Annotated in this window: 18 protein-coding genes and 1 riboswitch; all 18 genes read right to left on the bottom strand. The window is 35.6% G+C overall.

The features are described from left to right. Positions 1-16: 16 nt before the first annotated feature. Positions 17-1,441, bottom strand: coding sequence for a hypothetical protein (locus C9J37_RS01975; RefSeq protein WP_107894004.1), 1,425 nt, complete (start codon positions 1,439-1,441; stop codon positions 17-19). After that, on the bottom strand, positions 1,438-2,127 hold the full coding sequence (locus C9J37_RS01970) for a hypothetical protein (protein WP_227665358.1): 690 nt from the start codon (positions 2,125-2,127) through the stop codon (positions 1,438-1,440). Before C9J37_RS01970 ends, C9J37_RS01975 begins: the two co-directional genes overlap by 4 nt. Positions 2,128-2,175: 48 nt before the next feature. Beyond that, positions 2,176-2,949 (bottom strand): DNA and RNA helicase, encoded by a 774-nt coding sequence (locus tag C9J37_RS01965; RefSeq protein WP_107894003.1) that lies wholly within the window; start codon positions 2,947-2,949, stop codon positions 2,176-2,178. Between the two features lie 38 nt (positions 2,950-2,987). Next, positions 2,988-5,576 (bottom strand): acetate and sugar kinases/Hsc70/actin family protein, encoded by a 2,589-nt coding sequence (locus tag C9J37_RS01960; RefSeq protein ID WP_107894036.1) that lies wholly within the window; start codon positions 5,574-5,576, stop codon positions 2,988-2,990. A gap of 80 nt (positions 5,577-5,656) precedes the next feature. Continuing rightward, complete coding sequence (locus C9J37_RS01955) at positions 5,657-6,352, bottom strand: iron-dependent peroxidase (protein ID WP_107894002.1); 696 nt, start codon at positions 6,350-6,352, stop codon at positions 5,657-5,659. Beyond that, positions 6,343-7,614, bottom strand: coding sequence for a normocyte-binding protein (locus tag C9J37_RS01950; protein WP_235616993.1), 1,272 nt, complete (start codon positions 7,612-7,614; stop codon positions 6,343-6,345). The genes C9J37_RS01955 and C9J37_RS01950 overlap by 10 nt, the downstream gene beginning before the upstream one ends. A gap of 36 nt (positions 7,615-7,650) precedes the next feature. Further along, entirely contained in the window at positions 7,651-9,267 is a 1,617-nt protein-coding gene (locus C9J37_RS01945; protein ID WP_235616992.1) for a PP2C family protein-serine/threonine phosphatase, read from the bottom strand. A 32-nt stretch (positions 9,268-9,299) separates the two neighbouring features. Then, entirely contained in the window at positions 9,300-10,139 is an 840-nt protein-coding gene (locus tag C9J37_RS01940; protein WP_107894001.1) for a PP2C family protein-serine/threonine phosphatase, read from the bottom strand. A 6-nt stretch (positions 10,140-10,145) separates the two neighbouring features. Next, positions 10,146-10,673: an FHA domain-containing protein gene (locus tag C9J37_RS01935; RefSeq protein ID WP_107894000.1), complete on the bottom strand. Its 528-nt coding sequence runs from the start codon at positions 10,671-10,673 to the stop codon at positions 10,146-10,148. 38 nt (positions 10,674-10,711) lie between these two features. After that, complete coding sequence (locus C9J37_RS01930; RefSeq protein ID WP_107893999.1) at positions 10,712-11,287, bottom strand: FHA domain-containing protein; 576 nt, start codon at positions 11,285-11,287, stop codon at positions 10,712-10,714. Positions 11,288-11,317: 30 nt separating this feature from the next. Then, positions 11,318-11,752 (bottom strand): J domain-containing protein, encoded by a 435-nt coding sequence (locus C9J37_RS01925; RefSeq protein ID WP_107893998.1) that lies wholly within the window; start codon positions 11,750-11,752, stop codon positions 11,318-11,320. Positions 11,753-11,843: 91 nt separating this feature from the next. Then, entirely contained in the window at positions 11,844-12,269 is a 426-nt protein-coding gene (locus C9J37_RS01920; protein ID WP_107893997.1) for a membrane-associated protease 1, read from the bottom strand. A gap of 232 nt (positions 12,270-12,501) precedes the next feature. Next, on the bottom strand, positions 12,502-14,670 hold the full coding sequence (locus C9J37_RS01915; RefSeq protein WP_025219975.1) for a hypothetical protein: 2,169 nt from the start codon (positions 14,668-14,670) through the stop codon (positions 12,502-12,504). A gap of 525 nt (positions 14,671-15,195) precedes the next feature. Next, positions 15,196-16,128: a serine/threonine protein kinase gene (locus tag C9J37_RS01910; RefSeq protein WP_107893996.1), complete on the bottom strand. Its 933-nt coding sequence runs from the start codon at positions 16,126-16,128 to the stop codon at positions 15,196-15,198. A gap of 142 nt (positions 16,129-16,270) precedes the next feature. Further along, positions 16,271-17,734 carry an aminomethyl-transferring glycine dehydrogenase subunit GcvPB gene (gcvPB, locus tag C9J37_RS01905; protein WP_107893995.1) on the bottom strand — a complete coding sequence of 488 codons (1,464 nt, stop codon included), beginning with the start codon at positions 17,732-17,734 and terminating at the stop codon, positions 16,271-16,273. After that, positions 17,727-19,073, bottom strand: coding sequence for an aminomethyl-transferring glycine dehydrogenase subunit GcvPA (gcvPA, locus tag C9J37_RS01900; protein WP_107893994.1), 1,347 nt, complete (start codon positions 19,071-19,073; stop codon positions 17,727-17,729). The genes gcvPB and gcvPA overlap by 8 nt, the downstream gene beginning before the upstream one ends. Positions 19,074-19,098: 25 nt before the next feature. Beyond that, positions 19,099-20,202 carry a glycine cleavage system aminomethyltransferase GcvT gene (gene gcvT, locus C9J37_RS01895; protein ID WP_107893993.1) on the bottom strand — a complete coding sequence of 368 codons (1,104 nt, stop codon included), beginning with the start codon at positions 20,200-20,202 and terminating at the stop codon, positions 19,099-19,101. Between the two features lie 302 nt (positions 20,203-20,504). Beyond that, positions 20,505-20,597: riboswitch (glycine riboswitch) on the bottom strand. A gap of 145 nt (positions 20,598-20,742) precedes the next feature. After that, entirely contained in the window at positions 20,743-21,258 is a 516-nt protein-coding gene (locus tag C9J37_RS01890; protein WP_107893992.1) for a shikimate kinase, read from the bottom strand. Between the last annotated feature and the right edge of the window lies 1 nt (position 21,259).

Here is a 21,259-nt window from a genome sequence, read left to right as displayed (position 1 = left end):
TTTCGAAAGAAACATTCTAATTTGCCTTTACTTCTTTCCCAAAAATTTGCACACTACCATTCATCGTTATTTTACTTTCTTTGCATTGTAAAGAAATTTCTTCCTCCGCAGACAAAAGAATCTTCTTACTAGTATTAACTGAAATATCTGCCTCAGAAATAAGTTTTATTTCTTTTTTACTAAATATTTCAATACCATTGCTTTCATTTAACCGAATAAAAATATCGCCATCCTGCGCTGTAATAACGATTTCCGTTGGACTCATCTTAATTTCTTTACCAAAGGCTGTGCGATAATATTTTGTTGAAGGATCGTCAAGTTTGTTCGTAGCCGATGTATCTAAGTTTTTTCGTATAGAGCCACTAGAAATCCCTTCCTCCTCACGATGTGACGGGAAATAAACGTGAACAAAGTCATTGATTTCAGGCATACAATACCATCCACTATGTCCTTCAGCCGAATAACCTGTAGAATACAAAAACCAATGTGCCTTTGCCTTATCCTGCTTATCATCTATCGCTAAATGCACTTTAATATGATCTTTTGCCACTTCTAACACTTTTCCTTCAAGCGACAATCCCGAGATGGCATTGTTAAAGATTTCACTTTTATTCATGCCATTTTTCGTCGAAAGCGTATAGCAATGTTTTAACAATCCATCCTTCATGGTTGTCAATGCATCAGAAACATAAAGGGTTTGCTTGTTAAAGGTTACATAATCTCCTAACTCCAGAACTTTATCGGTTTCCACCTCATAGTAGAGGAAATCATGCTCTCCCATGCCTTCATTGCCATTCTCTGTATATACTAGGTAGTCTGCTAGTTTTTTTCGGGTAGTATAATGATAATCTTCTAATTTGCCTTTTGCCCTGCCAGCAGGCACTCCAAAATGGAACTTCGGCTTATCAAAGGTTACAGCAGGAACTAGACCAGTCTGAAAGCGGGAAGCAAGCCTCTTTAAAAATTGCCAATCTGTTTCAAAGTATTGAAGGGTAAACTTCCCTAACTTTTCTCCCTTCGTCGCTTCATCTATAATATCTAGACCTGGATACGCGGGCTGTAGAAGTTTAAAGAGAGATGAATAGGTCATTTCCTTATCCTGATAAGAGCGATTTTTCTTTTTTATGTCTAGCTGATACGAATTAGATGCCGCCTCCACCTCAATATAATAAATGCCTCGAACGGAACTTACCTTGACATCTAAAATAACACCTTTAAAAAGTGGTGTAGGAACACCAAGATGATTAAGCTGATTAACCTCAATGGCAGATAACACCTCAGTCATTTCAACATAAGTATCTCTAACCTCTTCAGGCACAATACCAGTAAAACGTAGTGTTGCATGCTCATTCATTTTTTTGACAAGGGTAAGATCTTGAATACTAATAAGTTCAAAAGGTTGAATTTGTATATTATGATAAGCTGTCACTACCCCACTCATAATACTGTCCCTCCATTCCTACTAATTGAAGCAAATTGCAAGGATTCCATCATAGCTCTCGCAACTGGACGCCAAGTTTCTAGGTCATCCTCCATACAATTAAAGGTTCCGATAAGTGCTAATCCTTCGATAGAGGCAAAAAACATTAAATTAAAAATATCGCCATCAATAGCTGGTGTAATGATTTCTAAAAAGCCAACTGTCTTTTCATCAATCTTTATGACTTCTGTATCCAACCAATCTGCTGAAGGTTGCGCCTGTTCAAGAATATCAATCATATTTTCTTGGAAAGCAGCAACACCATCTTCCTTTAATCGATGTGGAGTCAGATTGAAGGCAAGATTAATCGTGGAGGAATCATCTGTATAAATAAGGGTTGGTCTTCGCTCTGATGGGTACTTTAATGCTGCTATTTCCTTAGACATCAAGAAAAAAAGATTCGGCATACGGATCGACATTTTGCCATCTAATAATGGCTGCTCCACCACCGATACCTTCTCATCATCAATCATTATGTAATCTTGATAGATGTTTACTTTAGGGAAGTCCTGTTCTTCCTGTTCAGCGTTTTGCTCCTCAGGCTCCTGTTCTTTTTTTAATGCTGCTTCTTTCTGAGCTAGCTCAAATTGCTCTTGCTCTCTCATTTCATTTCTAAGTGCAATAATCTTTTCATCTAAAAATTTCATCCCACTCACCTTCCGTTTCTTAAGCATTTTTCAATAACTAAAATACAGTTAGTCAACTATCATACGATTTGGTCGCCCTGAACTATGCCCTACTAAGCGACCACCGTTCTTTGATTCAGATAATATACGGTACAAATATTTATGAATTTGGTTATTTGAAAACGCTTGAAATTCTAACTCTAATCGATTGCAAATATACATTTCAATGACATCTCGCTGAACTCGTTCTTGATTCAAACACTCGAAAGCAAATGCAATATCATACACATTGGTTGGGCGATTTTTTAATAGTTCCTTTGCATAACGCTGTAAAACTTTTGGGTGATATGTGCTAGCTTGTATTCCCGCATACTGACAGTGGAGATAATTCACTGTATTGTATTCCGTAGCAAAATCCAAAAAATCATTTGGCTCGGATCGTAGGTTTGCTCCAACTTTTAATTTAAAGCGGGCTATTTCTAATTCATTGCTAGCAACATCCAGAGACTCATCAAGAAAAATAGTAGCTGTAAAATCCGTAAAATCTAATCTACTCACTTCTTCAACAAATTTTATTTTTATAATGGTTTCTTTGCCTGTTGCCTTATATGGTAGTTCATAGCTACTATGCATCAAATAAAGCCTATTGTTATGTTTAACTATCCCTTTTGTAATATGGATAATTGTATCCGTTACAGTAATATGGGCACCTGCTATAATGCCATCTGAATAATCTTGAAAATATAAATCTAAAAATTCTCTTGGATAATCTCGCAAGTTCTCCAACATTTCCCTTTTTAAAATTCTACCTTTTTGAAAATGCGGAAATTGATTAGCAAACATCTGTCACTCACCTCGTTTATTTTTTGGCAGATGCCTACTTACTTTAATCCATCAAAGAAATCTAACTCAGATAAATCTGTTTCAAAGGCAAAGAATTCCTTGTTACCGATAAGTAGCTGCTCCTCTTTCCTAGCAACAGGTACTACATGGAAACCCCAATGATCCTCACTTGCAAAGACAAAGAATTTAATTTCCCCATTGACGATTGAATCTGTTTCATCCTGTGGAATTTTATCAAAATAATATGACGCGATACTCTCATAAAGCACAGGGACAAAATCCTCTTGTCGATTAATATAAGTATATTTATGTGCGGTATGATGATCACTTCCCGTTAGGAAGAATTCAACCTCAGTCACTCCCCATGGACGGGAGATAGTTCCGTGAATTTGATTCAGCCTCTCTAGACTACTAATAAGTAGTTTCTCTTGACGATTATGCGTATATGCACTAACCGTATATGGTACAATAGGTGCATCATTTGTTACTTTTGTTTCAATCATGCCAATCTTTTTCGCATTTAAGTAGCGTAAGGCTCCTCTTAAACAGGCGAGTTTTAATTCTGCTACTTTTCCAACGTTTTCAGCTTTTTGCCTAAACTCAATGCTACGTCCTGGTACAAACTCCTTTAAAGCCTCTCGAAAAGCATCGATTTTACAGGATTGTCCTGTTAGTTTAATAATTGAATATTCACTAAGCATGCCACTTTCATAAAAGCTTTCTAAAAACTCACGCACAATATCATAAATATCAGCTTTAATAAGGTGGTTTATTTCTTTAATATTGAAATAAACATTTGGATAGTCATAAACATCTTTAAATTGTTGGTTTTCTAATAAAGATAAACACCAACGATCTACCGTTGTGATATTTAAATCACTCTCTTGCTGTATTTCGCTGTCTGAGTAAAAACGGCTTCTTAGAATACCTGTTTTTCGGAAAAATTCTTTCTTCATTTCTTCTGCCATTTCCCATAGGAAATAATGATTATTACGCACTCTTAAATATTCATCACGTGTACGATTTTCATATTCTTTAAAACGTGTAGGGATAATAGACTCAGCATCCTTAAACGCCTTTTCAAATTGCTGGTAAACCGCTTCGACGCCATAATCATCCACATACCGATAAATGTCTTTCCCTGGGATATCAATTAACGTATCAATGTCATAAGCATTTTTCCCACGACTATAATAATTCGCAAAGACAATTTTCATAAATTGAAAAATTCGATATGTAATATTATTACCGCCAAAATTGGTATCCCCATTTTCATAGGTTGTATGAATATCAATTTTGTAGGAAATATGTCCATCCTCTATTCGAAACTTACAAGATGAAAGGTCTGTTGTTCCCCCACCACAATCGATTACCAAAGCCTTATATTCCTTACCATCCATAAAGCTCTGATTCTCAATTTGGTTGGCTATCGTATTATAAAGTACTGCCATTCCTTCATCGAGAGAGTGCTCAATTTCAATTTGATATTCAGGTAAAATTGCTTGAAACATTTCTAAAAATTGCGTTTTCAGCTTCACTGGACTTGAAATATGTAAATGTTTGAATCGACATTTAAATTGATGCTCAGCCATGTGAATGATATAGAGTAAAAATTCTCTTAGGATTTGACTACGTGGGATAACGGCAGTATTCCCATTTGCATCCATTATTTCCTCTAATTTTGAATAATTACTAACCCAACGTTTGATGCCCTGAAATTTCGTGGCTAATGATGTATAGCTATTTTTTTTCATCACCTTCAAAGCTTCATAGCCAAAATGATAACTTACATGATCAACGCTCGAGCAATCTGCCACTGCAACCACTGTCGGAACGACTTCAATCCATTCATTTTGGTGAAGAGTGTCTGGGAATTGAACAAAATTGATGTTATTGAGTTCAATTCGCTTGTTTAACAGGTCATGACTACAAGGAGATGAGACATAATCACTATCCAAAAATACGCCAGCTGTTGTATTGGTTGTCCCAAAATCAATGGCAAGAATGGCATTGGTTGTCTCTAACTGTTTCATCTCTAAATCCTGTATTGGCACTTTGTAGTAATTTAGGTTTGTTGGTGGCAGCGGCGTTTCCTGATAATATGTTTTATAGATATACTCAGAATCTTGCTTTCGCAAAAAAATAAAGCTATAGTTCTTGTTCTTCGTCTCGCGTATTCCTAACGCTTGATCTGCCACTAGGTAATAGCAATTTGCTTTTTCATCGTCTTTTACAATATTTAAAATACCACATAATTCCATATGTTCATTTACTAACATCACATTGGATTCTACAAGATAGCCTCCTGATTCAATAAGGTATTGATCTGGTTTATCGATTTTCATCCCTTTATAGAGATTCATTTTGGCAGGTATTTTAATATCACCATTCTCAGAAAGTGGTGTTTTTAAATATTTTTGTAACGCCTCTTCGACTCTTTCAAAGCCTCCATCTTGTTTTTCTTTAATTAAAAGATGCTCTTCTGCTCCACGATATCTTAAAATCTTCTCGATTAGTTCGTCCCTTGTCAGCGTATTAATTAAGCCTGTTATGAGCTTTTCTTTATAACAAATATTTCTAAGTTGAAAAGTGGTCATCTCCATTAACTCTACACGTGTATAGGTCATATATTTCTTTTCTGTATAACGCTTATTCGCATAAAGCTTATATGAATATTTAGTCGTCAACTTATACCCCTCCTCACTTTTTAATAAAGAGCTATTCGATCTAGCTTCATGGTTTCCTCTACGTCAATAATGCCAAAATGGTACTGCCAGTAGACTTCCATATGGAAGCCAATAGGTAAAAATATTTCTTGGATTAGCTGGACTTTATTAATATTTTCTGTTGTCTTTTTTTGATGGATGTAAAGAAGTAACTCATCTTTTTCCTCGGATTTCACATAGATAAAACAATTTCTAAATATATTTTTCAGCGTGTCCTTTATTAAATATAATTCTTCTCCAGTTTGATAGAGTCTGAGCATATTGAGTGCAACAATCTCTTGTTCTTTTTTTGAAAAAGACTTGATTTTATCGCGAACCAGTTCTCCAAATACATTTTCCTCAATGTCTCTGAGCATAAAGCGAATATAATATTCCTTTTTATTTAAACCTTGCATACGATCAATCTCAGCTAAAAAATGCAGTGTAATATCTAATAAAGAGTCCCTAAAAGCCTCATCCGTTGTATGATCAGGTTGAAAGAGTTCTTTAAAAATTTGAAAATAACGATAATAGGGGTTTACTTCCACATGTTGCTCTACTACCTGCGAATTTAGTAGTTGTGGACTAAGCTCCATATAAGGTGAATAGATTTTGGCAAGATGAAAGTAAATATCCTTTGTTAAAAAGCCCTCTTCTTCGGCTTGTATAAGTAAGTCCCAAATATAATTCATAACCATTTCCCTACACATTTATATTCAGTGAAATATCTTTGAACTTCAGCAAGAAGAAAACCCAAGACATCATTCGTAATAAAATCTTTATCTTGTTTTGATAGGAATTGTAATAGCATCGTCTTCTTGTGACTAGCGTTTTGTGTTGTGTCCTTTAAAAATGGATACACAAAGTTTCGATTTTCTACTTGCCCTTCCAAAATATCTATTCTCAAAAGTTCAAGATTGTCTGCTACCTCAAAGGAGTTAATCAATCGAATGATTTCTCCCTTTGTTGAAATATTTACATTATATTTACTAGAAAGCTTGTGCATAAAATGCTCATTTCGTCGATTAGAGACGAGTTCGTAAGTTAAATTACCTACTTGGTCTTTTTCAACTTTTGCAATTTTAAGAAGTTGCCATACGCCTGACTGATCCTGAGGTGAAACAATCGTTAATTCACTATCTGAACGCTTTATATATCGAATATTGTCTTCTTCCGTATCAATTAGATAACCATGTTGTGTACCCGTTTTTCGTAACGATAAGACATGTTCATAATTTATTCGATCGATGGCTGGAAATGGAAAACCGCTATTCTTAACCTCGTGACGTTGAAGATTCCAAAGCGGTACCATATTTAATCGTTTTTGTTGCTCATATTCCTCTAAATCAATCGTCACATCGAATATTTCTACATCCTCATTTAATGTAGGACAACCAATAAGTTTTACATCAACAAACTTATTCACAAATGGATGGTTGATTGTTTTCCAAGGTAGACCATTGATTTGAAAGATTGAATATAGGTCTTTAATTTTTTGCACATAACGATTATTTTGAGTAAGACGCAGCTTTATTTCAACCAATCCATGCGATGTCACAAGATGACCATTGAAAATTCTTCGCTGCGCAAGTAAATGTTGGATTTCAATCGAATCACACTCTAAAAATAATGTCATAAGCGTAGCCAGTTCATTATTTTTAATGGATTCAAGTAGATGCTCAATGTTTAAATTAGTATCTTCTAAATCTGCCGGACATATTGGAAACAAACAATCATGAATGGGATCAACATCTTCTCGTGCACTAAGGGTTGTGTAAATGTCGTATCTATTTTCATGATCATCGATTTCATTAAAAATACGTTCTTCAAGCTTTTTGTTCATCTCTTCTTGATAATCAATTAGATTTACAAAAACGCCACTTACAATATCTTTTAGTAATTGACGTTGCTCTAAATTTTCAATTTTTTTTAAACGTTCAAACATGAGTTCTTTTAACATTTTACTTTCCTTCTTTCCTTACTCAGGATTTGAATGCTAACTGGCACTGGCATCAGTTGCCTCATCAATCGGCGGCTCAGCTTCATCAGGTAATGCATTGTCTGCTGCTTGACCCTGTGGTACGGGATTTAGCTTATCATTTGTATTCATAATTTTTCTCTCTAGCCCAAGAACTTTTGCCAGTAACTCCGTTTCTTGATAAATCTCCTGCGCAAGGGTATAGGATTCTATCGCTTTAGCGTATTCCTGACGGGCATAGCTCTGATCTCCGGCCTTTTCCAACCCTTCTGCTTGCAATTCTTTTTGGGCCTTTTTCAATTCATTGATTTTTTCTTCTGTTTCTTCAATTTTTGTTTTGATTTGTGCCTCTCCAGTAAAAGAAATGGCAAGTGCTTTTTTTCTAGCTTTTTCGTAAATTGCTAAAGCCCCGTTGTAATCCTCTGCCTCAAAACGAAAATCTCCGTCTTTTATAGCATCAACAATCTCCACAACGGAGTCCATATTTGTAATTCTTTGCTCTACTTCTTCCTTACCAAACCCTTTAATGAGTTTGCCCTCTTTTTTAGCTTTTTCATACTGTTCCAATGCCTCTGTAAATTGCCCTGCCTCTGCAGATTTATCGCCATTGATGATTAGTTGAGTCACCCTTAACTTTTTAGCTAGTATATTTCTATGTATTGGATCTTTTATTTTTTTTGCCGCATTTCTTCCCTCGCTATATTCAAGTAATGCTTCATCGTAATTTCCATCTTGAAAGTAAAGATTTCCACTCTTTTCATGGTCCTTCATCTCAACAGTTAACTCTGCTATTTTTTTCGCTTGTTTTACTTGATAAAAAATTGTGCCGCCACTTACAATCAATGCTAAAACTAATGCAACAGCAATCATTTTTATATACTTCATTTTATTTTTGTTCGTTTCTTGATACACTTTGTTCACAAATATGGCAGCAACCGTATAATTTGCTACAACTTTTCTTTGTCTACTCAACAATATTTCTTCCAATAAATCTGTATATTGTTCGGAATCTTTGACACCTTCCAGCGCGTCAGCCATCTCAATCTCACTAACGTCTTCCCAAAAGCCAGCTGTACAAAGTAGTAGGACATCTCCATCTATAAGCTTCATTTTTTTAGATACAAAGGGCTGAAATTTGTTTGGCTTGCCTAGATAGTTCAACAAATTTCCTCTTTCTTCATGCTGGCTAATATCTAATGAACGGTGCTGAATGTCTACTATTTCCTGTGCTAAACTTTGGTCAGTACTTTTATAGGTTAATGTGCCGTTCCGAAAGTGATACAGTCGCGAATTACCTGCTATTCCAACAATCATTTTTGAGTAATCGGAAACGACTATGACAATACTTGCCTTCAATCTTACTCGTAAGCTTTGCGCTTGTAGTATATTTTGAGCATGTTTAAGATATTTATTGATTGCTCTTCTAGACATAGCTGGCTTTTCCATAAATTTTTCTAAAATAGATTTTACGGCTAACTCTGCACTACTAATTTCCTGATCTGCATCCAAGCCCTTTACAGCTACCCAACAAGCTACATCGTCAAGTTCTGTGTAGGCAAAATAATCTTTATTTTGCAGAAAGGACCCTGCTTCAGATAAAAAGCTAGTTTTAAAGTCGCAATTTTCCTTTCTCATAAGTCTCCTCCTTCTCTATTCCCTATCCCTCTTCACCACGATTTTTCTAAAATCACGATTGTCGCATTATCTTGATTTTTTAAGCGTTTTTGTTCAACAGCTTTTATTATGCTTTGTGCTAAATCATAGGGTGGAGCATGCTGAGAAAGAATTTTTTCCATTTCAACTTCCGTTAAAGCATCATAGATTCCATCACTAAAAAGGCATACCTTATCTCCTCTATTTAGCTGAATGGGTTTATTTCCAGTGTCTAGATTTTTAAATCCTTCATATCCTAAATAATTTACTAATCTCTTTTTTAGTGGATTTTCTTGAACTTCAAGTTGTGAAATTTCACCGGCTATATATCGTTCCGTTAAAACGGATTCAAAAATATGTTTTTGGTTAATCGCTAAAAACTCACCGTTTCTAAAGATTGTAAGAACACTATCTCCTACTGCTCCCCAATGAAGATAGCCTTCGCTATCAATAATGGCTGTCACTAATGTTGTGCCTCCATTTGAACCATTTAAGTTTTCTACAATCATATGATTACTTGCTCTAGCAGCTTCCTTAAAAAAGTTTTGTAGATTACTTAGGCTACTAAGCTTTTTAAATTCTTCTATGAAAGTTGTCACTGCGATAGTGCTTGCCATACGACCATTAGCTAAACCACTAATGCCATCTGCAAGCACCGCAATTGTGCCATTTGTCGTTTCAGCAGTTGAGAAATAATCATCCTGTTCATCACGTCTTCCAATCGTTTGACCATTCCCAATATAAATTTTTCCTTTATCCATTTTTCGGGAAAGTATTCCCCTTATTAGGAGTAACACGATGAGTACAATAATAAAAATTAATGTAATTATGTACGTTAATAACTTTTGGTCCATATGTCATCATTCCTCACTTTGATTGTTTTCCCATTCAAAGTGAACACCACAAAGTGGAATAAATAAAAAGATACTTCTCCCTAGCTGTATCACATCATAGGCTGCTAATTCAGTTGGTGTATATACTGCCTCATTATTCAGATAAGCTAATCCCGATGCATCTCCTGGCAGTAGATAAAAATTACGTTTTTTAGGATCATATACTATAACTGCATGATTACGTTTAGAGATTGAATTATCCCCAGCAATACGGATATGCATATCTTCCGCTCTACCTATAAAATTCTTTTCAGATAGAATACGGTAATCTCTACCCATTTGTGGTCCTTCAATACAAACCAGCCATCCTGTTACAGGATCTATTCCATCCATTTCTCCTAAGTAGGGCAATGTTTTATCATCAGCTTCAACTACAGGTGAGGATGGGCTATTGTGTCTTTGCTCCTGTTCTACCATCACATTACAGTAAGGACAAATATTACGATGTCTCCTCGAACTAAACATGTGACCATTTGTACATCTAATCAAACTCATTTCGATATCCCCCATCTATGTTACGAATCTTTTTCTCTCTATTTAACCAAAATTCGTGTATTCGCTATGTATATTGTGTCTCCATTACCTAATGAGTAAGGAATCTCGTGTTTTAATCTTTTTTTCACACGTTTATTAGCTTTTTTTAAGCCAACACCATTAACTGAATCTATATCCTCTAAATACCAAATGCCAGCTACACAATTAAGGACAGCATGCTCATAATTCACAAGAGATTCATACTCTGTTCCACTTAAATCAATATCTGCCTTGCATTCAGCTGAACTTTTTCCAATAAGTAATGAAACTTGATTACCAAGTTCCCATTCATCTATTTCCGCTCCACGTTCATTAAGTAAAACAAGCTTTGAGATATCCTTGTTAGCCATCACTTGGGTAATTGCATTTGCTTCGTATTTAAGGGAGGCGTAGATAATGACAAGTATGACCAATACCGTCCCAATAACGAATTTTAAAAGGACATCCTGATTCATTACAAAAACATATAAAATGAAAAAGAAGGCGATTGTGATAATGATGATATCAATAATTTTTACAAACATTTTTTCCCGTGTATTTCCACCATAAGTTTCAGTTGAAAATGGTTCTTTCATTTAATCACGCTCCTTTCTTTTTACCATGACTTATTTTTTAAAAAAACTTTCGAATAAATCCGTTGTATCTAATGGATTTTTCTTAGATTTTTTATTCAGAGTTGAGGACATCTCCTTCGTTTTTGGATTGAAGCCAAAGAAATGTTCAAAGTTTCTTTCAAGGTTATTCATATTAAAATCTGGCTTTTTCTCTGTAGACTGATGTCCATTTGAATGCTTTTCGTTTTTCCGTTCATTTTGCCAACTATTCCCTGCGCTATACAAACGGCTATCGTAAGCCTCTTTTAACGCTGGATCTTTCAGCACCTTATATGCATCTTGAACCTCTAAAAAAATTTTCTCTGATTCTGGATTTCCGCCACTCACATCAGGGTGATGTTTTTTAGAGAGCTTTCGATAAGCTAATTTTATTTGTTCTTGTGTGGCATTTCGGTTTATTCCTAATGTTTCATAATGCGTTTTCATGTTTTCAACCCCAATTTAGGATTATTAAAAATAATCTAAGGAACTATAAAAGTTCCTTAGATAATTAGTAGTGTTATATCATGCTGCAATCTTAGACAGCGTAGCCACCCTCGATTTTTGCCAAATCTGTTTTGTCTTTCTTTTGTTTAATAAATAAGAAGAACTCACCAATACCCTCTGTGTCTCCATATCTTTCTGAGTAATCCACTACGAAAGCATTTGGGAAATGAATTTTTCTTACTACTTGATCAGCTGAGATAACCTCTAGTGTTACTTTACGGTAACAATCAGCTTTTTCAGCTGGTACTAATGACCATAATCCTAATTTCATTGTATCGTCAGAATTATCACCATCAGTGGCAGTTAAAATTTTGCCCTTTACTTTTAAAGTTGCCCCAACATCTGTAGAGCGTGCGTTAGAATCATTCGGAGTATCTGTCTCATATTCGACAGTCATGATGCTTTCTAAGCCTAATTCAATTGCTTCTGATCCTTCTACTTTTAATACAAAACCCATTTTTTAGTACCTCCTAAATTTTATTGAATCGTTACTTCCAATTGTTCTAATGAAATAAATTTTGATATCGCTATGCATTTCACAGTGCCATGTTTCATATCGAACTGTGAAATATGTAATATTTTTCATCATTAGCAATTAGTCGTTCGATTCGTATATATGTTAAAAGATTTACAAAAAATAAATCTTAAACATCCGACTGAAATAATTAAAAATCGAGAAAATGAAATTGTTAGGCTTTAACAGCACTTGTCCCTTTAGTAATCGTGACTTCAAGATTTTTAACATTACCGTTAAATACAAGGTCGATTTGACATAAGCTTGTTTTCTCATCAATGATGTAGCCAATATCATCTCCATCATGAATGATCGAGTTTACATACCCTTTATCATTTAGCCACTTACTTTTTTGACTACTTGGATTATTACTAAAGAAGCGAACGATATTCTCGTGCTTAAAGTCACCCGATTGGAATCTTAAAATTCTTTCAATATACGTACTTACTTGTGTTTTGTAGATAGAGTCGAATCCATCTTCTTCCATCGCTAAGCTTCTAGCTTTGTATACTGTAATACGTTTAATATCTTTATCCTGTAGTTGTGCATTTTCAGATGAGAATACAAATCCGAAGCTTCTGCTATTAATCGCATCTTTAATATTATTTGTAAATCCAGAAATTTCTTTCGCCATCGTAGTCACTGCACGTAATGAGTTGTCACCTGCTTCAATGTCAAAACGAACCCCCGGATAATTTCTCTTCACATTTCTAAATGATTCTTTTAAATACTCTGGACATTGATAAGCGGACACAATTCCTGCTGCTACATAGCTTGCTCCTACATATACACCCTCGATCCATAGCTTTAAAACATCTTCCTTTTCCTTCGATAAACGAGCGCCATTTTCGGTAGTATGCATTCTCGTATCAATCACAACACCTGATTTATCTTTTGGAATAATCGTAAAGTTTGGTAAGCATGGTATCGCGAATTCACTATAATCTTTTCTGACAAGAACGGAGCATTTATCGATTAAGCGATCAATTCCAGCAGTGGCGATACCATTGAAGGTAGTTTCTTCTTCGGCCATAAAGTTAAAGAAAATTTGAATCTTATAATCTTTTACTGTATCTAAAAGAATTGATAAGGATTCCATTGTGTTGCCCTCTTGCTTTGTAACCTTTTCATTCCCTTTGAACCTTGATCGGCTAACTTTCATTTTTCCAGCAGATTCTAATTCTAAAGCAGGTACAATACCGTACCATACCGTATCTGTAAAATCATTTTTAGCGTTAACGGTATTTAAATACGTGCGTAATCTTGGTAGGTTATTACTTTTCACAAGCATATCGAGCTTAGTGTTGGTAACTAGTAATGACGGCTGCATACCTTTATTTTTCGTCGCATACTGATCGAAGTACATTTTGACACCTAATAGCTTTTCAACTAAAGGCTTCACCGTTTTTACAAATTCATCCTTTGCATCCTTATAGAACTCAAGGTAAGTATTGTAATTTTGAACTTCTGTTTCAACATCGAATTCGGCTTTTACAGCTGGTAGAGGTGAGAACGTTCTCACAACTAAATCTTTCACATAGGAAGATGGCGATTCTGTAATGGCTTCATAGTCTTCTTCAAAAACTGTACTCAAACCGTAATTACTATTTTCTTCAATAACCATTAGATCAGAACTATTTGTTTGAGGTGCCTCAATAATTTTTAATTCACCATTATCACCAATAGAAAGTGTACCTATTTGTAATTTTTCTGACTCATCTTCATCTTGACTAGCACCTAATAATAATCTTGTTTTAATATCTTCAATCGCTAAAGGTAACATCGCCATTACATTGTTGTAGTTTCTACTAGCTACTTCAAACATAAGGTTTAGCTTGTCACCAGTATCTAATTTTTTTGGATCTCCCTCATCTAGCTTGTCATACTCTCCGTATAGGTAATGAATTTCCTTACGAACTTGGCGAATATCATCCATGACTTTTTTAGGTGAAATCATGTCTAGTAAATTTTCAAATTTAAAATCTACATTCGTGATGCCCTGACTTCTTTTAGTATCAATAAGCGTAAATAGCATCTTTAAAAAATCATTATTTTGGTCGATAGCTATTTCAGAAATACAATCATCTTGAATTCCTTCAGGTTTTTTTAAGGTATACATTACCTTTTGATTGGCCGCATTATAAAATGAATAAACAGTAGGAGAAAATTTATCTAAAAATTCGTCGAAACTTTTTACAAGAAGATGTTGATTAATTTCCTTAATCTTTTCATCACTTAGACTGTCGATTCCTTTTACATCTCCAACAAGCGTAATTAAATCTAATTTCTCTGGGTTTATTTCTTCAAAGAGCATGGTTCTGTTTGTTTGACTAATAATCTCCATTCATTTGGCTGTACATTAATACAGCCATCCCTCCTTTAGATAACGAATTTCGAGTAAGCATAAACATTAGTGAGTAAAAAAATACAAGATAAGAATAGTAAAACTAATTGAATTGAGCAGCATCTTAAAATTTCTATAAATTAACTAAAAAATAAAAAAGATAATAAAATTATTTAAGGTAAAATATTACAATACAAAAGATGTACTGTGCTATGTACAAGAAAAAATCCATTATTATGTATTTTTGTATATTCACACTAAAATTTATGTATTACAAAAATAACTATACAACACATAAGATTAATGTCAATATTTTCAATGTAATTTATTGTAATAATAAGTATTTAAAAGTATTTTTAGTAAAAATATCACTTATAATATTTATGCTATTTTCTTTATAAACAATGGATTATTCCCATTTTTTTATAAAAAAAACAGCTATTGTCCAATTACTCTTAGGACCTAAGCTGTTTTTAAAAAACTGTTCTATATAGCCAAAATGAATAAAAAGTAATAATTAAATAGTTAATTTGGTCTTTTAGAATTATTTTTCAATAGATAGTTCTTTATACATTTGAACTTTTTTTCCAGTATCATGATGTACTTAATAAAAGAAAGGGAAGAACATCTTTTTTTACTCTGTACTTGTAAGCCCCATACTATTGTCAACGCCATAGGAATGCTGACTTTTTTATTGAATTTTCTCACATTTATAAGTTTATCTTCAATTAGCCTCTGTGACACATCTATTGGTATTACATTAGTTAATGAGTAGTATAAAGTTGCCATTAAACTATAAATATCTGTATAAATACCTTGCTCTCCTTTTATAGAATACTGCTCTATAGGAGAGTATCCAGTCGTAGTAAATATTGGATATTTACTATCTTTTTTATAATAAATTGCTGAACCAAAATCTAATAAGCGAGGTTTGCCTTGCGCATCAATTATAATATTATTCGGCTTTATATCACGATGTATAATGCCCTTACTATGTAAATATGTGATGGCATCAATCAAGGGAAGGAATATTTCTTCATATAGAAAATGCCTCTCATCAATAGCATATTTTTGTATATATTGATTTAATAATATCCCTTCATAATAATCTGTTACCATATATATCGTTTCATTTTCAGTAAAATGATCCCGATACTGAACAATATTTTGATGATTCAAACACTGAATCATTAATGCTTCCCTTTGAAACCTGTCCTTTAAATCATTAAATTTATCTTTTGTAGACGGTAAGCGATTGATTACAGACATGTTATCCAAGTCTCGTAAAGCTATTTCTATAGGGAAAAATTCTTTAATGATTAATTGCTCTCCAGAATGGATATGTTCAGCCATATACACAAAGGATAACTTACTAGTAGCAAGAGCTCGCATAATTTTATATGTATTATTTAATAGACTATTTATTGGTAAGCTCAATTCAAACATAGTTTCCTGCATTTTAATCTCCCTTCACAATCATACGTGCATTAAATTACAAATTAATGTAATTATATCAATTTTTATATTTTTATCTATAGTTTGGATTGCTTAAGTGTGAACAAAAAAACCGTTCAACTTGACGTGAACGGTTTTTTATACATTATGCTTTTTGATAACGAAGCACTGGTGTACGGGCAGCGCGTGTTTCGTCTAGGCGAGATACGACTGTTGTATGTGGTGCTTCTTGTACGATCGATGGGTTTTCTTCTGCTTCTTTGGCGATTTGAATCATAATGTCGCAGAAAGCATCTAATGTTTCTTTTGATTCTGTTTCTGTAGGCTCGATCATTAGCGCCTCTTCCACATTGAGTGGGAAGTACGTTGTTGGTGGATGGTAGCCAAAGTCTAACAGACGTTTTGCGATATCTAATGTACGAACGCCCAGTTTCTTTTGACGACGACCAGATAATACAAATTCATGCTTGCAATGACGGTTATAAGGTAGTTCGTAGAATGGCTCTAGACGACGCATCATGTAGTTTGCGTTGAGTACAGCATATTCTGTAACAGCTTTTAAGCCATCTGGACCCATTGTACGGATATACGTATAAGCACGTACGTTAATGCCAAAGTTTCCATAGTAAGGTTTAACGCGGCCGATTGATTGTGGACGCTCGTAATCGAAGTGGTATGTGCCATCTTCTGTTCGGACAAGAACTGGTTTTGGTAGGAATGGAATTAAATCAGCCTTTACGCCTACTGGACCTGAACCTGGACCACCGCCACCGTGTGGACCTGTAAATGTTTTGTGTAAGTTTAAGTGTACACAGTCAAAGCCCATATCGCCAGGACGTGCTTTACTCATTACGGCATTTAAGTTAGCGCCATCGTAGTATACTTTCCCGCCAACTTCATGAATAAGCTCTGCCATTTCGATAATATTTTCTTCAAATAAACCTAGTGTATTTGGGTTTGTTAACATTAATGCCGCTGTGTCTGGCCCTACAACTTTACGTAAATCCTCGATATCGACTAAGCCGTTTTCATCAGATTTAACTGTAATTGTTTCAAAGCCTGCAACTGTTGCTGATGCTGGATTTGTACCGTGTGCAGAGTCAGGAACGATGACTTTATTACGATGTCCTTCGCCATTCGCTTCATGGAAAGCACGAATCATCATTAATGCTGTCCATTCACCATGCGCACCTGCCGCTGGTTGTAATGTGACTTCATCCATCCCTGTAATTTCGACTAAAGACGTTTGCAGTTCATAAAGAAGTTCCATTGCACCTTGAACAGTAGATTCATCTTGTAATGGGTGTACATTGGCAAAGCCAGATAGACGTGCCACTGACTCATTGATTTTTGGATTGTACTTCATCGTACATGAACCAAGTGGATAGAAACCAGAGTCTACACCGTGGTTACGACGAGATAGCGCAGTATAATGACGCATAATATCAAGCTCAGAAACTTCTGGTAACTCCGCCGCTTCTTCACGAATACAGTTTGCAGGAAGTAAATCCGCAAGATCGATTTCTGGTACATCTAACGCTTCTAAACTATACCCTACGCGACCTTCTTTTGTAATTTCAAAAATGAGTGATTGATTTTCGTTATGCATTGAGAGCCCCCATTTCTGCAACAAGTGCATCAATTTCTTCCTTCGTGCGTAATTCTGTGACAGCGATTAGTACATGTTGCTTCAGTGCATCGTATGTTTGACCTAATGGATAACCGCCGATAATGCCTTTTTCAAGTAAGCCTTTGTTGATTTCTTTCACGCATTTATTTGTTTTTACAACGATTTCGTTAAAGTGTGCACCTTGGAATGCCACTGTAAAGCCTGCCGCTTCAAAAGCATTTTTTGCGTAGCGTGTTTTCGCAATATTTTGCATGGCCATTTCGCGTACGCCTTGCTTGCCTAAAGCAGTCATTGCAACAGATGCTGCTAGAGCTAACAGCGCTTGGTTTGAACAAATATTCGATGTTGCTTTATCGCGACGAATATGCTGTTCACGCGCTTGTAGTGTTAACACATAACCACGACGACCTTCACCATCTACTGTTTCCCCAACAAGACGACCAGGCACTTTACGCATTAATTTTGTTGTGACAGCGAAGAATCCACAGTGTGGACCGCCGAAGCTTTCCGCAATACCAAATACTTGTGCATCGCCAACGCAAATATCGGCACCAAGCTTACCTGGTGGTGTTAAAATTCCTAGTGCAAGTGGGTTAGATGATACAACAAATAAACTTTTCGCATCATGTGCAATATCTCCGATAACTTGTAAATCTTCTACTTGACCGAAGAAGTTTGGATATTGTGCAATAACAGCCGCTGTATTTTCATCAATTAGCTCTTTTAAAGCTTCTACATCTGTGACACCATCTTTATGAGGAATTGTAACGATGTCGATTGATTGACCGTATGCATATGTAGCAACGACATCACGATATTCAGGGTGAACCGTTTCAGATACTAAAATTTTCTTACGACGTGTATGACCTGCAGCTAGCATCCCTGCTTCTGCCAGTGCTGTTCCACCGTCATACATAGAGGAGTTGGCAAGATCCATGCCTGTAAGCTCCGCAATCATTGTTTGGAATTCAAAAATCGCTTGTAATTCCCCTTGTGAAATTTCAGGTTGGTACGGAGTATAGGCTGTATAAAATTCAGAACGAGAAATGACATGGTCTACGATAATCGGTTTATAGTGATTGTAGACACCTGCACCTAAAAATGATACGTTCGCATTTGTATCTTTATTTTTTGCAGCGAGTGCTGATAACTCTTTTAAAAGTGCTGATTCTGATTTTGCTTCTTTAATATCATAAAGGCCTTTGAAACGAACTTTTTCAGGAATATCCTCGAATAACTCATCGACTGACGATACACCAACTACGTCTAACATGTCTTGTTTGTCTTGCTCCGTCATTGGTAAATAACGATGTTTCATAAATGTAGGTCCCTCTTTTCAAATTTTATTTTGAACGCTTGTAAAACGGTGTTTCAACTGTTACTACCTTTAAGTGCTTACCACGAATTTCGATTTCCAATTCTGTTCCGATAGTTGCGAATTGGCTGTCAATTAAGGCGTTACCAACATTACGTTTTGAAGAAGGCAACTGCGTACCTGTTGTCACTTCACCGATTTCTTGACCATCCTTGAACACTTTGTAACCATGACGTGGAATCCCTTTATCAATCATTTCAATACCGACAATTTTACGCGCTAAACCATTCTCTTTTTGTGCTACTAACGCATCATGCCCAATGAAGTCATCTTTATTCAATTTCACAGCAAAGCCAATGCCCGCTTCAAGTGGTGAAATTGTAGCAGAAAGTTCCTGCCCATAAAGTGGCAGACCCGCTTCAAAGCGCAATGTATCACGGCAACCTAAGCCTGCTGGCACAACGCCTTTGTCTTTTCCTGCCTCTAAAATAATAGCCCAAAGAGCTTTAATATCCGCTGGAGCACCGTACAATTCAAAGCCATCTTCACCCGTGTAACCACTGCGAGATACTAACGCTTTATGTCCTGCAATGTCAACATCCTCTTGGAAGCGGAAATATTTAATCGCACTTACATCCGTAGCCGTTAATGATTGAAGAAGCTCTTCTGCAAGTGGTCCTTGTAAAGCGATTTGTGCAAAAGCTTCGGATTGATTGTCAATTGTGACATCATACTGATGTTGATTTTCCATCATCCAATCAAAGTCTTTTTCAATATTGGCTGCGTTGACACATAGTAAATAATGATCATCTGCAAGTTTGTAAGTTAATAAATCATCGACAACGCCACCATCTTCATAGCACATTGCATTGTATTGCGCTTGACCAGTAGCAATTTTAGCGATGTCATTGGACAAAAGATTTTGTAAAAACGCTAGTGCATCTGGACCCGTTACTAAAATTTCGCCCATATGAGACACATCAAATAAGCCTGCACGATTACGCACTGCATCATGTTCTTCTTTAATAGAAGTAAATTGTACTGGCAATTCCCATCCACCGAAGTCAATTGTTTTACCACCATACTTTGCGTATTCGTCAAATAGAGGTGTACGTTTTAATTCATTCGTCATTACTATTGCCTCCTTATTGTTCGTATCATTTTACTGGTAGTAGTTCGTCTGCTTTTTTGACATTTCAAGCGCATACGCCTTAAGTACGCTAAGGCAGTTATCCTTTGTGCCAAACGAAAAACTATGTGCCTCGATTGTACTTTGACAAATGTCTAGACATAAAAAAAGACAGACGAACCCCTTTTCGGGATTCTCTGTCCTTGCACCTGAAAGTTACACCAAACTAACTCGCATTGCGAAAATGCCAATTTAGTAGGCTTTCCCCTTTGGTGGCTGTTGTATTACAGCTCTCTCCAGAGTTGCGTCTTGTACGAGTCCTTTTACCTGAGAGATTCATAGCCCTTTGCTACTTGCTCCTTCGGTGGCGTCTACACGCGCTCTCCCCGTACAATCATCCGCCCAAGAATGCTCTTGGTACTATTTAGTATTCAATGTACAAAAAGTTATCTTATTAGTCTATATCCTAACATTGATTGCATTGAAAAGGCAAACATTTTTTAAATTAACTTAAAAGACGAATATTGCAGTCGTATAAATCAATCATCGTTCGCTTTTTAATCTTTTTACTTGAAATACTAAATACTCTAGAATATGCCGAATCGTTCTACCTTCTGTCAGCACTTGAATATGTCCTGCATCGCGATAAAACTTTCTTCTGTAATGATACAGCTCCTCTAACTCTTCCTTCGTCGATCTTTGTACTATTGGTCGATTGGGATCATGCTGTATTCGTTTATAAATATCTTCGAATGTCGCATCTAAAAAGAATACAAGTCCACTGCGTCTCATAATTTTTCGGTTTTCCCCATTTATAGCCACACCGCCACCTGTAGAGATAATACATGCTTCGTCGCGGAAATTTTTCAAAAATTCCGTTTCTATTTCACGGAAACGAGCCTCCCCATATTTCTCAAAAATTTGTGGAATCGTCATTCCCTGCTGTCTGACAATTTCATGATCCATATCATAGTAGGGTAATTTTAATAAATAACTTAACCGTCTACCTAACGCACTCTTCCCGCAGCCCATAAAGCCAACTAAATATATTTTTCGCATT

The sequence above is a fragment of the Lysinibacillus mangiferihumi genome, assembly GCF_003049665.1.
GTDB classification, from domain to species: Bacteria; Bacillota; Bacilli; order Bacillales_A; family Planococcaceae; genus Lysinibacillus; species Lysinibacillus mangiferihumi.
Note: the sequence above shows the minus strand (reverse complement) of the source record. Positions and strands in the feature narration are given on the sequence as shown.

Bases quoted from the DNA above. Each gene is read 5' to 3' on its own strand.
- C9J37_RS01975 (WP_107894004.1), bottom strand. From the start codon at position 1,441: ATGAGTGGGGTAGTGACAGCTTATCATAATATACAAATTCAACCTTTT.
- C9J37_RS01970 (WP_227665358.1), bottom strand. From the start codon at position 2,127: ATGAAATTTTTAGATGAAAAGATTATTGCACTTAGAAATGAAATGAGA.
- C9J37_RS01965 (WP_107894003.1), bottom strand. From the start codon at position 2,949: ATGTTTGCTAATCAATTTCCGCATTTTCAAAAAGGTAGAATTTTAAAA.
- C9J37_RS01960 (WP_107894036.1), bottom strand. From the start codon at position 5,576: ATGACCTATACACGTGTAGAGTTAATGGAGATGACCACTTTTCAACTT.
- C9J37_RS01955 (WP_107894002.1), bottom strand. From the start codon at position 6,352: ATGGTTATGAATTATATTTGGGACTTACTTATACAAGCCGAAGAAGAG.
- C9J37_RS01950 (WP_235616993.1), bottom strand. From the start codon at position 7,614: ATGTTAAAAGAACTCATGTTTGAACGTTTAAAAAAAATTGAAAATTTA.
- C9J37_RS01945 (WP_235616992.1), bottom strand. From the start codon at position 9,267: ATGAGAAAGGAAAATTGCGACTTTAAAACTAGCTTTTTATCTGAAGCA.
- C9J37_RS01940 (WP_107894001.1), bottom strand. From the start codon at position 10,139: ATGGACCAAAAGTTATTAACGTACATAATTACATTAATTTTTATTATT.
- C9J37_RS01935 (WP_107894000.1), bottom strand. From the start codon at position 10,673: ATGAGTTTGATTAGATGTACAAATGGTCACATGTTTAGTTCGAGGAGA.
- C9J37_RS01930 (WP_107893999.1), bottom strand. From the start codon at position 11,287: ATGAAAGAACCATTTTCAACTGAAACTTATGGTGGAAATACACGGGAA.
- C9J37_RS01925 (WP_107893998.1), bottom strand. From the start codon at position 11,752: ATGAAAACGCATTATGAAACATTAGGAATAAACCGAAATGCCACACAA.
- C9J37_RS01920 (WP_107893997.1), bottom strand. From the start codon at position 12,269: ATGGGTTTTGTATTAAAAGTAGAAGGATCAGAAGCAATTGAATTAGGC.
- C9J37_RS01915 (WP_025219975.1), bottom strand. From the start codon at position 14,670: ATGGAGATTATTAGTCAAACAAACAGAACCATGCTCTTTGAAGAAATA.
- C9J37_RS01910 (WP_107893996.1), bottom strand. From the start codon at position 16,128: ATGCAGGAAACTATGTTTGAATTGAGCTTACCAATAAATAGTCTATTA.
- gcvPB (WP_107893995.1), bottom strand. From the start codon at position 17,734: ATGCATAACGAAAATCAATCACTCATTTTTGAAATTACAAAAGAAGGT.
- gcvPA (WP_107893994.1), bottom strand. From the start codon at position 19,073: ATGAAACATCGTTATTTACCAATGACGGAGCAAGACAAACAAGACATG.
- gcvT (WP_107893993.1), bottom strand. From the start codon at position 20,202: ATGACGAATGAATTAAAACGTACACCTCTATTTGACGAATACGCAAAG.
- C9J37_RS01890 (WP_107893992.1), bottom strand. From the start codon at position 21,258: ATGCGAAAAATATATTTAGTTGGCTTTATGGGCTGCGGGAAGAGTGCG.